A 13,950-nucleotide genomic window follows, 5' to 3' on the forward strand; every position below is an offset into this window, starting at 1 on the left:
TACGATCCACCTCCCCTCTCCCTAGACTCCGGCCAATAACTAGGCATCGCCGCTCTCCTGGCGCCGCCATGACAATAAAGCCTGGAGGATGAACATGAGTGCGTCCCCGTCTCTGGATGACAAATACATCCAGCACAGCGGAAAAGTTTTGCTCACTGGGATCCAGGCGCTGGTGCGCCTGCCCCTGATGCAGCGCCAACGCGATCTGGCCAATGGTCTGAATACCGCCGGATTCATTTCCGGCTATCGTGGCTCGCCACTGGGTGGTTTCGACCAGGCATTGTGGAAAGCCCGCGACTATCTCAAGGAGCACCACACGGTGTTCCATCCGGGCATGAACGAGGATCTTGCCGCCACATCGATCTGGGGCACCCAACAGGTCAATATCTTTGAAGGCGCCACCTACGACGGTGTATTCGGCATGTGGTACGGCAAAGGCCCCGGCGTCGATCGCTGCGGCGATGTGTTCCGTCACGCCAACGCTGCGGGCACCTCGCAGTTTGGCGGTGTGCTGGCCATTGCCGGTGATGACCACGGTGCTCGTTCTTCTTCGCTGCCGCATCAGACAGAGCATATTTTCAAAGCGGTGATGATGCCGGTCCTCGCTCCCTCAGGCGTGCAGGAATACCTCGACTACGGCATGCACGGCTGGGCCATGTCGCGCTACTCCGGCTGTTGGGTAGCACTCAAGGCGGTGGCGGACACCGTAGAAAGCGCGGCCGTTGTCGATATCGACATCCACCGCGTTCAGCCCGTTATTCCGGATATCCCACTGCCGGAAGGCGGCTTGAATATCCGTTGGCCAGACCCTCCCCTGGCACAGGAGCAAAGGCTGCTGGAACACAAGTTGTACGCCGCCCTCGCCTACGCCCGCGCCAATCGCCTCGACCGTATCGTGATGGATTCACCGAAAGCGCGAATCGGCATTATCACATCCGGAAAATCCTACCTCGACGTCTGTCAGGCGCTGAAAATTCTCGGCATCGACGAAGTCCTGGCACAGCAAATCGGCCTGCGCGTGTACAAGGTCGGTATGGTCTGGCCGCTGGAGGCTGAAGGTGTTCGGCAATTCGCCGAAGGCCTGGAGGAGATTGTGGTGGTGGAAGAAAAACGCCACATGATCGAGTACCAGTTGAAGGAAGAACTCTACAACTGGCGAGAAGACGTCCGCCCACGCATCGTCGGCAAGTTTGACGACAAGGGTGAGTGGAGCCTGCCCCACACCGGCTGGCTGCTGCCCGCGGTCAACGACCTGACGCCGGCCATGATTGCCCGCGCGCTGGCCAAGCGCGTTTTGCGCTTGCATCAGGATGGTCCGCTGCAAGTACGTCTGGCCGTCCTGGATGCGCAACTGGCCAGCAAGCACCAGTTCGGTAATCTGATGGATCGCGTGCCGCACTACTGCTCGGGCTGCCCACACAACACCTCGACCAAAGTGCCGGCGGGCAGCCGAGCGTTGGCTGGCATTGGCTGCCACTACATGGCGGCATGGATCTATCCGCAGACCCAGACGTTCAGCCAGATGGGTGGCGAAGGTGTCGCATGGATCGGACAGGCCCCGTTCACCAAGACCGAACATGTTTTTGCCAACCTAGGTGACGGTACTTACTTTCATTCCGGCATTCTCGCGATCCGTGCTGCCATCGCTGCGAAGGTGCAAATCACTTACAAGATTCTCTACAACGATGCCGTAGCCATGACCGGTGGACAACCGGTAGACGGCAGTCTCAGCGTGGCGCAAATCAGCCGACAGCTTGCTGCCGAGGGCGTGCAGCGTCTGGTGGTGGTCAGTGACGACGTCGAGAAATATCAGCATATCCATGATCTGGCCGACGGTGTGCCGGTACTGCGCCGCGACAAAATGGAGGAAGTGCAGGAAGAGTTACGCCAGTACAAGGGTGTGTCTGCAATCATCTATGACCAGACATGCGCCGCCGAGAAACGCCGGCGGCGTAAACGTGGAAAATTCCCGGACCCGGCACGCCGAGTGGTAATCAACGAAGCTGTGTGTGAAGGCTGCGGCGATTGCAGCAGCAAGTCCAACTGCATGTCGGTGGTGGCAGTGGAAACCGAGTACGGTCGCAAACGTGAAATCGACCAGTCCTCCTGCAACAAGGATTTCACCTGCCTCAACGGTTTTTGCCCCAGTTTCGTAACGGTCGAAGGTGGTTCTCTGCGCAAACCCAAGGCCCTTGCAGCCTCGGCGGAGGAAGAGTGGGAATTACCAACGCCTTCGACGGTTTCACTTGAAGAGCCATACAGCATTCTGGTGACCGGTGTGGGTGGCACAGGTGTAGTGACCATCGGCGCCTTGTTAGGGATGGCGGCATTCATCGAAGGCAAAGGCACACTCAACCTGGACATGGCCGGCATGGCGCAAAAAGGGGGGGCGGTGTGGTCGCATATCCGTATTGCCGAGTGCCAGGAGCAACTCTTCGCACCTCGTATTGCTGAAGGTGAAGCCGCGTTGCTGCTGGGTTGCGACCTGGTGGTCAGTGCCAATACCGAAACCCTCTCCAAGCTGCGTCATGGCGTGACTCATGCCTTGATCAACAGTGAAGAAACCATCACCAGCGCCTTTGTGCGTACCTTCGCCCAGCAGGCGGAAAGTGGTGATTTGCTGAAACACCCCGACCCGACATTCCAGACCAGCAACATGTCGGCGCAAATCGTCGAAGCGGCGGGTTCGGCTCAAGCTGATTTTGTCAACGCGAGCAAAATCGCTACGGCCTTGATGGGCGATTCCATTGCCACCAATACCTTCATGCTGGGCTATGCCTACCAGAAAGGTTGGTTGCCGGTGGGTAAAGCGGCGCTGATACAGGCCATAGAATTGAATGGTACTGCGGTGCCCTTCAACCTTTCGGCCTTTGCCTGGGGCCAGCGCAGCGCCCATGACTTGCCACGGGTACTGCGCAAACTGGAAGCGGCCAATGTGAAGAGCGCAGATCGCCAACTTTCACAAAATCTGGAAGAAACACTCGCACGACGCGTGGAATTTCTCACTGCTTACCACGACTACGCCTATGCCCAACGCTACCGGTTACGTGTCGAGCAATTCATCGAGTCGGAAAAAGCACTGCAGGGACAACCCGGAAAGCTGTCAGCGAGCGTTGCTCGTTACTACTTCAAAGTGTTGGCCATCAAAGATGAATACGAAGTAGCCCGCCTGTTTACCGATGGTCAGTTCTTGGAAAAAATTCAGGCCAATTTCGAAGGCGACTACCGCTTGCGCTTCCACCTGGCACCGCCTGTGTTGAACGCAAGCAACCAGGGTAGTGAACCGAGAAAGCGCAGTTTCGGACCTTGGATGCTGCAAGGCTTCAAGCTGTTGGCGAAGCTCAAATTTCTGCGCAACACCTGGCTCGATCCATTCGGCCACACCTATGAACGCAAAGTGGAACGTAATTGGTTAGCCGACTACGAAAGCATTCTCGACGAAGTACTTAACGGCTTGAATGTCGACAACCTTGGTCTGGCTCAGGAGTTGGTGGAGCTACCCGAAAGCGTTCGCGGGTACGGACCGGTCAAGGAGCGTTTTCTCGCCCATGCGCAACAACGACGGACTCAGTTGCTGGAGCAATGGCGAAACGGCCCCGGCCAGTTCCATGATGCCAACCAGGGCAGCCGTAAAATCGCGGTCACTCAACTGTAAACCTTTCCTGGGCTGTACAGTGTGCCGCCCGGGATGGTTGTTAATCCAACAAGGTTACCCATGAACGAAGAACTGATCAGAAATTACCGCGAAATTCTCCAGGGTGTAGGTGAGAATCCAGAACGTGAAGGCTTGCTGGACACGCCTAAACGCGCTGCAAAAGCCATGCAGTATCTGTGTCACGGCTACCAGGAAAGTCTCGAGCAAATCGTCAACGGAGCGCTTTTTGAATCGGATAACGATGAGATGGTCATTGTCCGTGATATTGAGCTTTACTCGTTGTGCGAGCATCACTTGCTACCGTTTATTGGCAAGGCCCACGTTGCCTACATACCGACCGGCAAAGTGCTAGGGCTTTCAAAGATCGCGCGGATCGTAGATATGTTCGCCCGCCGCCTACAGATTCAGGAAAACCTGACCCGACAGGTGGCCGACGCAGTTGCGCGAGTAACCGGCGCAGCCGGCGTAGCTGTGGTGATCGAGGCAAAACACATGTGCATGATGATGCGCGGGGTGGAGAAACAGAACTCGGTCATGAGCACATCGGTGATGCTGGGCGCGTTCCGTGAGTCGTACAACACCCGCCAGGAGTTCCTGCAGATTATCCGCAACGGCCAAGGGCGGTGAGCCTGGCGGGCTTGATGCATACTGCATTCTATTCAGCTGAGCATCAACATCCCGCCATCGATCATCAAGGTTTGTCCGGTGACAAAGCGCGAACCGTCTCCAGCAAGAAACACCAGCACCGGCGCCAGATCGCGGGCGGCTTCACCCAGACGTCCGCCAATAGGAACTTGTCCAGCCATGTACGCATCATGCTGCTGTAATTGCTCGGGGCTCATACTTGCGCGAGTGGCCTCGTACATCGGCGTCCACATCGCCGGGGCGATGGCGTTGACGGTAATGCCCAAAGGCCCCCATTCCCGGGCAACGGTGCGCGTCCAGGCCAGTACTGCGCCCTTACTGGCCGCGTAGTGCGCCTTGCCAGGTTGCCCTAGCACACCGGCTGCGGAGGCGAAATTGATAATACGCCCACCACTGCCTTTCAGCCGCTCATAGGCCGCACGATTGGTCAGGAACGTGCCACGGGTATTCACCGCGAATACCTTTTCCCACTCTTCCAGTGTAATTGCATCGGCCGTAGCATTGGGTGCAATCCCGGCGGCGTGCACCAAGACATCCAAACCATTGAGCCGATCGAAGGCCCATGCAAAGGCCGCGTCCACTGATTGGTGGTCAGAAATATCGCAGACTCTCGTCTCGGCCCAGCCACCTCCGACGCCTACCATTGGGGATGCTTCGCCAAGGTCCAGACTGACGACATGAGCGCCCTCCTCGACAAACGCATTGACCACAGCCGCGCCAATACCACGGGCGCCGCCCGTGACGATGATTCGTTTACCTACCAGCTGCATGGACGATCCCTCTTCGGTTGTTTTAAAAACCAGGTTGTTCGATACGGCGCAACGCCGAAGCAAAAAGACGCAGAGCGGAGGCATGATGCTTTTCACCGGTGATCTTCGAGGCTTTACCGGCGCAAGCGCGCGCGTAGCTGACCTCAAGGAAGATTCCGAGCTTGAAGCCGGCTAATACCAGGTACCAATTGAAGTCCGCCAACGAACGCGAACTTCCGCCGCGGTAGTGGGCGATTAGCTCTTCGCCGCTGCAAAAACCATCCCATGGGTGCACTTCGATCGTGCCGGCGCCTCGACCATCGGCACCGGGCCAGGTGACCACCAGCCAGGCCAGGTCGAGTAAAGGGTCGCCGATGGTTGCCAGCTCCCAATCGACGATGGCCGCAAGCTCTCCACTGTTGGGTTGGAACATCACGTTGGACAGGTGAAAATCGCCGTGCTGGATACCGGCCTGAAACTGTTGCGGGCAATGCTCGTTCAACCAGCTAGCCAAGCGTTCGAGGCCTGGCAGACCGGCCGCACCAGGCCAACCCGAGTAGTCCTTGACGCTGTTCAGTTGAGCCAGCCAACGTGACACCTGACGCTGATGAAAACCCTCCGGTCGCCCGAAGCCCGCCAAACCAACCGCCTCGAAATCAACCTCACCCAATCGCAACAGCGCATCCACCATGGCTAGCCCCATACGGCGGCGCAGTGCCGGTTGATTGGCATGTGGTGCAGGAAGACCAGCAGCATTATTGGGATTGAAGCCCTGCACCGGCTCCATCAGATAGAAATTCGCCCCTAAAACGCTCTGGTCGGCACAATCGGCAATCAGCCCAGCATGGGGCACTTGGGAACCGGCCAAAGCCTTGAGCAAACGAGCTTCGCGGGCAATGGTTTTGCTGCCGACTTCACGCAGCTCTGCGGAAGGCCGGCGCAATACAAAGTCACGCTCACCCCGGCGAAAGCGCAGCAGCAAATTTTGCGTGCCTCCAGTTAAGCGTTGTGGCGCCTCGATGGGCCCGCTTTCCAGGCCCATCGTGTCCATCCAATGGGCCAGACGCTCAAAATCGACCAGTTCCTGACAGCGACTCATGGCTCCAGCTCACTCAGGCTGGCCATTACGTCGGCATACTTTTCCCGGGCACGGGCCGCCGCTGTAGGTCGGTGATAGTCGGGGAAGAGTTCGTCGCAGGGCAGATAGTTGCGCAGTAACTGGTCCGCCACCGTGACTTTATGCACCTCGGTCGGCCCGTCGGCCAGGCCCATCTGGAAAGAGCGCAGGATGTAGCCGGCAAATGGCATTTCTTCGCTAACCCCGAGCGAGCCATGCACATGCAGGGCGCGTGCAGCAATGTCATGCAGAACCTTGGGCATGACGGCCTTCACCGCCGAGATGTCTTTGCGCACCTGCTTGTAATCCTGATAGTGGTCGATTCGCCAGGCCGTGCGCATCACTAATAGACGAAACTGCTCCAGCTCGATCCACGAGTCAGCAATCTTTTCCTGGACCATTTGCTTGTCCGCCAAGCGGGTACCCTTTGTACTACGCGAAAGGGACCGCTCGCACAACGCATCCAGGGCTTTCTGTGCTTGCCCGATCACCCGCATGGCATGGTGTACGCGACCTCCTCCCAGACGCACCTGAGCCACAACGAATGCCTGTCCCGGCGCACCTAGCATATCTGTTGCAGGTATTCGCACGTTATCAAATGACAGATAGCCGTGGGTGGCCGCCGGATCATCAGCGATACCGACGTTTCGGATAATGTGGACACCTGGTGCGTCGGCGGGAACGATGAACATCGACATGCCTTCGTATACCGGGACCGTCTTATCCGTCACTGCCATGACGATAAAGAACGATGCATACCGAGCATTGGAGGCAAACCATTTTTCACCGCTGAGCAACCAGTCATCCCCCTCACGCACCGCTTGGGTGGTCAATACCGCGGGATCCGCTCCTCCCTGCGGTTCAGTCATGGCGAAGCAGGAAACGATGTCACCATCGAGCAAAGGTTGCAGGTAACGCTGCTTCTGTGCGGGCGTGCCATAGTGCGCGAGGATTTCGGCGTTTCCCGAGTCCGGCGCCTGGCAGCCAAATACAATCGGACCGAACAATGAGCGCCCAAGAATTTCATTGATCAATGCCAGGCGCACCTGGCCATAACCGGTGCCCCCCAGTTCCGGCCGCAAGTGACACGCCCACAGTTTGCGCGCCTTAACCTGCGCCTGAAGTGGTTTGACCAACTGCTTGAACAGCGGATCGTGGATATTCCACGGGCTACCCAGCACATGATCGAGGGGCTCGACTTCAGTACGTACGAACCGCTCAATCCAATCTAGCTCCGCTTGAAACTCAGGGTCAGTCTGAAAGTCCCAGGCCACAGTGATTCTCCGAGTAAATAACGATCAGGCCAACAGCATGCCGCCGTCGACCAACAGGGTTTGACCGAGCACGTAGCTGGCCAACGGTGAAGCAAGAAACAAGGCAACGTTGGCCATGTCCTGGGGAGTTCCGAGACGTCCTTGCGGGATGGCGCGAAGCGCCCCTTCCAAGCGTTTGGGGTTGCTCGTGGTCACCCGCGTCAGCTTGGTTTCAACCAGGCCCGGGGCAATGCCGTTTACCCGGATACCGTCGCGGGCCCAAGCCTCGGCCAGGGTGCGAGTAAGCCCGAAAGCTCCGGTCTTCGAGGCGTTATAGGCAGGATTGCCACGGGTTGAGTGGAACGCGGCTGCCGAGCTCACCGTGATCATCGAACCCTTGGCCTCCATCAGCAGCGGATGAAACTTCTGCGCACACACCATCACGCTGGTGAGGTTAACGTCGAGCACGCGCTTGAAGCCGTCAGTGAGAAACTCCTGCCGGTCATAGAGCACCGTACCTTGTGCTTGCACCAAGACGTCCAGTCGCCTGAAAGGCACACTGACAGCCTCGATCAGCGCCGCATCTGCTACATCGACCTGAGCGTAATGCAACCCTTCGAGGTTGGAGTCGGCCGAATCCTGATACGCCGCTGCAGTGGTACGAGTGCCCCACACGTGTACCTCGGCGCCACGCTGGCGAAAGTTCTGAGCAATGCCGTTGCCGATACCGCTGGAACCGCCGATGACCAGCACGGTTTTCCCACTGAAATCTAACTCGTACATAGGTATTCCTTGTGCGTATCAATGAATGCTGGCGGTCAACATCTCTGTGACTACAACGCCACCAGCCCTGCCGAAGCCAGGCGATCAAGTTCACTGCTGGCAAAGCCGAGGCTTTCCAGCACTTGCTTTGTATGTTGGCCTAGGGCCGGCGGTGGACGGCGCAGCGATAACGGCAAATTACCGAAGTCCCAGAACGCGCCGATCTGCTGCAAGTCGCCATAGACTGCGTGCCTGTAATGAGCGTGCAGGCCTGCGGCAGCATGTTCAGGGCTGTCGAGAAAGGCATCCATTTGTGCTTCCAGCACCGGCTGTGCTGGAATTTGCCTCGCCGCTAATTCAGCGAGCGCCGCCTCCCGGGTGAGACCTGCAAAGTAGGCATGAGGCTGATCGCCAGTCAGCGCCTGGAATCGCTGGATTTCATCTAGTTGCAGCGCGACCACCACGAGCCAGGCATCGCTGCACAGGTACATGCAGTGGGTATCACTCAACCCGGTCTGATTAGCGTTCATGTGAGCGACCGGCGTGAGGCTGCCATCCTCCAGCACTACGGCTTCGCTCATCGACAGCAATGTGGCGCCCAACAATGACGAGCTGACCATTTGCCCGATGCCACTGCGGTCGCGCTCGTACAATCCAAGCAGCAAGGCATAGAGTGAAGACAGACCGGCAAAAAAATCACCCACACCAAAGCGCAGCCACATCGGTGCCTGGCTCTCCCCCCCCTGCTCCACCTCCCATCCACAAGCGGCTTGCATCAGTTGGTCGAAGCCAGGCCAATCCGCACGCGGGCCGGACGGCCCATAAGCACTGACATGGCAATAAATCAATTTCGGGTTAAGCGCTTTGAGGCTGTCGTAATCGACCTTGAGCTTGCGCGCCGCCGGCAGACGCATGTTGTGATGCACCACATCGGCCCACCGCACCAGTGCTTCCACAGTGGGCTCGGTTTGCCGATCACCCAACTGCAACGCCACGCCCAGCTTGCCGCGCTGGGTGCCGCTGAAAATTCGTTCAAGGCGTCGCATCGCATCACCTTTGGGCGCTTCGACCTTGATGACTTCAGCCCCGAGGTCCGCGAGCAACATGCAAGCAAACGGTCCAGCCAGGTAGGCGCCCAGGTCCAGCACCTTCAGCCCGTGCAAGGGTGGCAGGGGCCCGAGGGCAGGACCCACCTGCGGAACCTGAATCTCGACAACGGCTTCGAGCAGCCCAGCGTTCCCTTCCCCCATCAGCGGCGCACTGGCGCCAATTCGCGCAGGTGGTTGTACTCGCCAGGCCGCCCCCGGTTGAAGGGTCTTGCCCAACTGCACATCGTCGACTTCAACCACATAACCATTCGCGCGAGCTTGTTCGTCAAAGTAGATATCGCCAAACGGCGCCGCTATTTGTGCGGCAACATCGTGCTGCCAGAAATGCTCGACCCAATCCTTTGCTGGCCGAGTGGCAATGATCGCCTTATTGGCACCGAAGTTTGGCGCCACATGACTGGGAGGCCATAAGGCGTTAAGACGAGTAACTTCGGATTCTCCGAGTTCACTCAGCGCTGCGGCCATCCAGGGAGTTTTGTCCGGAGAATAGTGCACGTGCAACCAGCGCCCATCGGCACATTGGTGCAACGGGATCGGAATGTGTTTATCCAGACCCTTGGCGAAGGCCGGTGTCGGTGCTTGGGCGCGGTTCCAATGCATGGTCATGGGAACCAGGGCGGCTTGGGCCAGACTCGTATGAGCTATGCCACCACTGCCATCACGCTGGCGTGCCAGCAGTCGCGCCAGCACACCAATCACACACAGCCAACAGGCTAGCCAATTTGCAAAAGGCATACGTACGAATGCCGGACCAGAACGATGCGCCGGTTGCTCGTCCAGCAGGCCCAAGCGCGCCAGGATCAATGTTTCGTGGGGTACGGAATTGGCCAGCGCATGACGTTGTGGCCAGCCGCCGATAGCGGAGATGATCAGTCGAGGAAAGCCTGCAGCGAGCTGTTCGTCCGCCAGCCCATGGACTCGTGCCTGCGCAGGCGTGAAATCGTGCAGCAACACATCGGCACTGCCCAGCAGTCTCTGCAACTGCTGGCGATCCGTGGCGTTCTCCAGGTTGAGCGTGACACTGCGCTTGCCGCGATTGAGCACCGCAAACAGTGCCTGCTGATCCCTTGCTGGGTTGTTCTGTGGCTCAACCATCACCACTTCAGCGCCAGCTTCGCTCAGTTGGAGCCCGGCTGCAGAACCGGCAATGCCGGAACACAGACTGATGACGCGGATACCTTCAAGGATTGCCTGGCTCATGCAGCACCTTCGAGTGTCTGTTTGCCCATCGCGTTCTGCAGCAAAGCTGCAGAACGCATCCATGGCGTCACCCTAAGTCATCACGGATCAATTCCATAGCTAGATTACTATTCCGAATATAGAATCATAATAGTAATGAACACTTATTAATCATCTGTTCACATATCCACTTCCACCAACCAGGACCTCGAGATGATTCTGCGCATGGACCACTTCACAATCGTCTCCGATCGATTGGAGGCAACACGTGATTTTTATGTCCGAGTACTGGGTTTGATCGAAGGGTCACGCCCACCGTTTCCGGTTCCCGGTTTCTGGCTATACGCAAGCGATCAAGCGGTTCTGCATGTGGTGGGCGTCACTCAGATGCCGGACCCACGGCGTGGCGTGCTCGATCACATGGCGTTCCATGCCCAAGGCTTGCAGGCGATGTGGCGACACCTTGAACACCATGGCGTGCACTTCAAGGTGATCAGAGCACCTGGCCCCCAGCGCACCTGGCAGTTGTTCATGCAGGACCCCAACGGAGTAGAAGTCGAACTGGATTTCGACGCCAGCGAAGTACCGCCCACCGTTTGGAGGGACCGAGCAGGCGGTTACATCAAGGCTGAGTAACTGCCACCGTCGACCTGCAGATTCTGCCCGGTGATATAGCTGGCCTGAACCGAACAGAGAAAAGCGCACGCTGCGGCCAATTCACTCGGCTGGCCGAATCGTCGCGCCGCAATCGGCTTCAACATTTCTGCTCTTGCCTGCTCCATGCTGAGCTGGCGGTGTCTGGCCACCTGTTCGGTCATGTAGCGCAGGCGATCGGTTTCAATTCGCTCGGGCAGCAGATTGTTGATGGTCACGTTGTCGCGCACCACCTCCACGGACAAGGCTTTGCTAAAAGCAGTCAAGCCGGCACGCGCAGCGGTGGACAGCCCCAAGGGCAAACGTGGCGACTTAACCATGGCCGAGGTGATGTTGACGATGCGGCCAAAACCTCGCGCACGCATGCCGCCCACTACCGCCTGAATCAGCAGAATTCCGGAGAGCATGTTGGCCTCGATCGCGGCCTGCCAGGCCTCTTGATCCCAATCTTCAAAGCGCCCAGGTTCGGGCCCACCGTTGTTGGTCACCAGAATGTCGACTTGTGGGCACGCGGCAAGCAGAGCCGCACGGCCAACGGACGTGGACAGATCGGCTACCACTGTGCGGGGCAGTCGACCGGTGCTGCGCAGGATGTCTTGAGCGGTTTGCGCCAGGGTCGCTCCATCGCGACCATTGATCAGCACTTCACAGCCCTCCTGCGCCAATGCCAGCGCACACGCCTTGCCCAACCCTCGGGAAGATGCGCACACCACTGCCGTACGTCCGCCGATCCCCAGATCCATTGGCTACTCCTCAGATTGCGCGTCAGTCGTCCATGCCCAACAAAGCACTGATATTGCGGCCCGGTTCGGCATCGCTGCCGTAGGCAAACTGACCCGCGCGTTGGCGCTCGGCCAGTTGCTCCATCTGGTAACGATAACGTGTACCTGGCGTATCGAAACGCGAATGCAGATCTCGGCGCTCGCCTGCCTCGAAGTAACGTTGATTCTGCGGACGTACAACCGAGTTGTCCTGAGGCTGAATGATGTAGTTGATACGCGGCATCACATAACGAAAGGGTGCGGGTGCAGCGGTGGTATTGAACGTAACGTCGCAGCGCGAGCGATGTTTACCCACCGGCAGGAAAGGTTGCAGGTTTGGCACGTCATAGCCGGGGCGAAAGCGCGGATAAGAAATACACACGTTGCTGCGCAGATGAATGTGCAGCACGGCTCGAAAGTCCTGGTACTTCGCGCGCACACCGCCGACCCAGCGCATGATCGGCGCGACGGACTTTTGTGCAACGGTACGGGTACGAGTGACCGTTTCGGAGGTCCATTGCACCTCCACCACATCCGACTCGCTGATGCCGTCGCCAATGGTATTGGCGTGGAGGAAATCGGCATGGGTCAGGTCAATCAGGTTTTCTACCGACAGCGCCGACGTCGCATCAAAACGCACGGTGCGTTGGGTGTATCCAGGGAGACTGCCATCCAGCGGCAGAAAAGGAATGTGTGGCAGCAACAGCGCATCAGCCCCGTCCGGGTTGCCGTACCAGACCCAGATGTAGCCATAACGTTCGATTAACGGATAAAACCCCCGCCCTCCCGTAAATGCGGTCAATTGCGGTGCCTTGTCAGGTCGATGAGGATGAAACTCAGCGGCCACCGGCTGCCCGTTGTCCCGCCAAAGGTAGTAGGGCTGTGCGTGAATAATGCGCCGGATTGGCCGTGCACTCAGGTCACGGCTATGGGCCACTGGGAACCAGGTATCGCGAAGGTCATAGTTGATCGGCGTCCAGTCGCCGCGCACTTTGCCTGGTGCGGTGTCATTGGTAGAAGGCACCTCATGCATAGTCGGTTTTCCTGATCTCAGACGACGGCGCTGACGGGAATCAAATGCGGCTGGCGCAAGGTGCGCAGCTCGTGAGACGGCGCTTCAAGCAAGGCCGCAATGGCCGCACCGTCAATCAGGCTATTCACGCTCAACGGTGGCCGTTTGCGCAGAAGTGCCAGACGCCAGCGCAAGGGTGCTGTGGCTGGTACCTGTTGATGCACGTATCCACGCCAACAGACGCTGGTGGTACCACGACGATTTGCGCCCGTTGAGATCATCAAAGTGATCAGCGGCAACTCGTCCTCGCTGAGCAGATCCACCCGAATCATGCCGCCCTGTAACGCCACCGCAGTGCGCACAATCAAGGGGTAATCCACCACAAACTGCGATGGCAGAAACTGAGTGCTCCACACCGCGCCGCGTTCCAACACCATGCGCCCCTGCTCATGGCGCAGATCACCCAGGAAGAAGTCAGTCATGCGCACATGGGAAAACCCCAGCAAACACTGCGGACCGTCGAGCATCGCCGCCAGGTACTGGTCATGGTTCATGCTGACGACGGTGGCGCCGGTAAATTCGCGCCCGCTCGGTTGATAGTCGCTGCTGGGCAATTCACCTTGCGGTGTACCCTCGCCCATCCACACGTGGACAAAACCATTCGCCTCGCTGACCGCATAAGCACGCGCACCATAGCGGGCAGGTACACGCTCATCCGCGTGCAGGTTGGGAATCTGCGTGCAACTGCCGGTGGCGCCGTCGAAGGTCCACCCGTGATAGCCACATTGCAAACCGGAACCCACCACTCGCCCCAGGGCCAGCGGCACGCGCCGGTGCGGGCAACGGTCTTCCAACGCAAAAGCCTGGCCAGCGGCATTTCTGAACAGGACCAGTTCCTCGCCAGCGAAGTCGACGGCCAAAGGCGTTTGATCATTCACGGCCTCGGAAAGCGCCATGGCCCACCAGCCAAGGGTCATCATCGAGCAGCCTCATTTTTGTTGTTATTGGGAATGCGTTGAACCCAGTCAACGGTAGCGCTTCGAGGGTGATAGAT

General features: G+C 58.4%; 11 protein-coding genes. 3 read left to right on the plus strand and 8 right to left on the minus strand.

From position 1 onward, the window contains the following. Positions 1 to 94: 94 nt before the first annotated feature. Both L6D75_RS01780 and folE read left to right on the plus strand, forming a co-directional pair. Positions 95 to 3,655: an indolepyruvate ferredoxin oxidoreductase family protein gene (locus tag L6D75_RS01780; protein ID WP_176511231.1), complete on the plus strand. Its 3,561-nt coding sequence runs from the start codon at positions 95 to 97 to the stop codon at positions 3,653 to 3,655. Positions 3,656 to 3,715: 60 nt separating this feature from the next. Further along, a complete protein-coding gene (gene folE, locus L6D75_RS01785) occupies positions 3,716 to 4,282 on the plus strand; it encodes a GTP cyclohydrolase I FolE (RefSeq protein ID WP_176511232.1) in 567 nt (188 codons plus the stop codon). A 32-nt stretch (positions 4,283 to 4,314) separates the two neighbouring features. Here folE and L6D75_RS01790 read toward each other — a convergent pair whose 3' ends face one another. The 5 genes from L6D75_RS01790 to L6D75_RS01810 are packed head-to-tail and all read right to left on the minus strand — an operon-like array spanning position 4,315 to position 10,490. Beyond that, a complete protein-coding gene (locus L6D75_RS01790; protein ID WP_236193368.1) occupies positions 4,315 to 5,166 on the minus strand; it encodes an SDR family NAD(P)-dependent oxidoreductase in 852 nt (283 codons plus the stop codon). Further along, positions 5,093 to 6,148, minus strand: coding sequence for a phosphotransferase family protein (locus L6D75_RS01795; protein WP_176511234.1), 1,056 nt, complete (start codon positions 6,146 to 6,148; stop codon positions 5,093 to 5,095). The genes L6D75_RS01790 and L6D75_RS01795 overlap by 74 nt, the downstream gene beginning before the upstream one ends. Continuing rightward, on the minus strand, positions 6,145 to 7,440 hold the full coding sequence (locus tag L6D75_RS01800; RefSeq protein WP_176511235.1) for an acyl-CoA dehydrogenase family protein: 1,296 nt from the start codon (positions 7,438 to 7,440) through the stop codon (positions 6,145 to 6,147). The genes L6D75_RS01795 and L6D75_RS01800 overlap by 4 nt, the downstream gene beginning before the upstream one ends. Positions 7,441 to 7,464: 24 nt before the next feature. Next, entirely contained in the window at positions 7,465 to 8,202 is a 738-nt protein-coding gene (locus L6D75_RS01805) for an SDR family NAD(P)-dependent oxidoreductase (protein WP_176511236.1), read from the minus strand. A 50-nt stretch (positions 8,203 to 8,252) separates the two neighbouring features. Continuing rightward, positions 8,253 to 10,490, minus strand: a complete 2,238-nt coding sequence (locus L6D75_RS01810; RefSeq protein ID WP_176511237.1) for a CoA transferase — start codon at positions 10,488 to 10,490, stop codon at positions 8,253 to 8,255. Between the two features lie 192 nt (positions 10,491 to 10,682). On the opposite strand from L6D75_RS01810, the gene L6D75_RS01815 reads away from it, so the two are divergent. After that, complete coding sequence (locus L6D75_RS01815) at positions 10,683 to 11,105, plus strand: VOC family protein (RefSeq protein WP_176511238.1); 423 nt, start codon at positions 10,683 to 10,685, stop codon at positions 11,103 to 11,105. Here the strand turns inward: L6D75_RS01815 and L6D75_RS01820 are convergent. From L6D75_RS01820 to L6D75_RS01830, 3 genes are read right to left on the minus strand one after another with little or no spacing between them, the layout of a single operon-like run. Continuing rightward, complete coding sequence (locus L6D75_RS01820; RefSeq protein ID WP_176511239.1) at positions 11,087 to 11,866, minus strand: SDR family oxidoreductase; 780 nt, start codon at positions 11,864 to 11,866, stop codon at positions 11,087 to 11,089. The two genes, L6D75_RS01815 and L6D75_RS01820, sit on opposite strands and share 19 nt — an antisense overlap. Positions 11,867 to 11,888: 22 nt before the next feature. Then, positions 11,889 to 12,917 (minus strand): oxygenase, encoded by a 1,029-nt coding sequence (locus tag L6D75_RS01825; RefSeq protein WP_176511240.1) that lies wholly within the window; start codon positions 12,915 to 12,917, stop codon positions 11,889 to 11,891. Positions 12,918 to 12,934: 17 nt separating this feature from the next. Continuing rightward, positions 12,935 to 13,876: a Rieske 2Fe-2S domain-containing protein gene (locus L6D75_RS01830; RefSeq protein ID WP_176511241.1), complete on the minus strand. Its 942-nt coding sequence runs from the start codon at positions 13,874 to 13,876 to the stop codon at positions 12,935 to 12,937. Between the last annotated feature and the right edge of the window lie 74 nt (positions 13,877 to 13,950).

The organism is Pseudomonas faucium, assembly GCF_021602585.1.
Taxonomy (GTDB): domain Bacteria; phylum Pseudomonadota; class Gammaproteobacteria; order Pseudomonadales; family Pseudomonadaceae; genus Aquipseudomonas; species Aquipseudomonas faucium.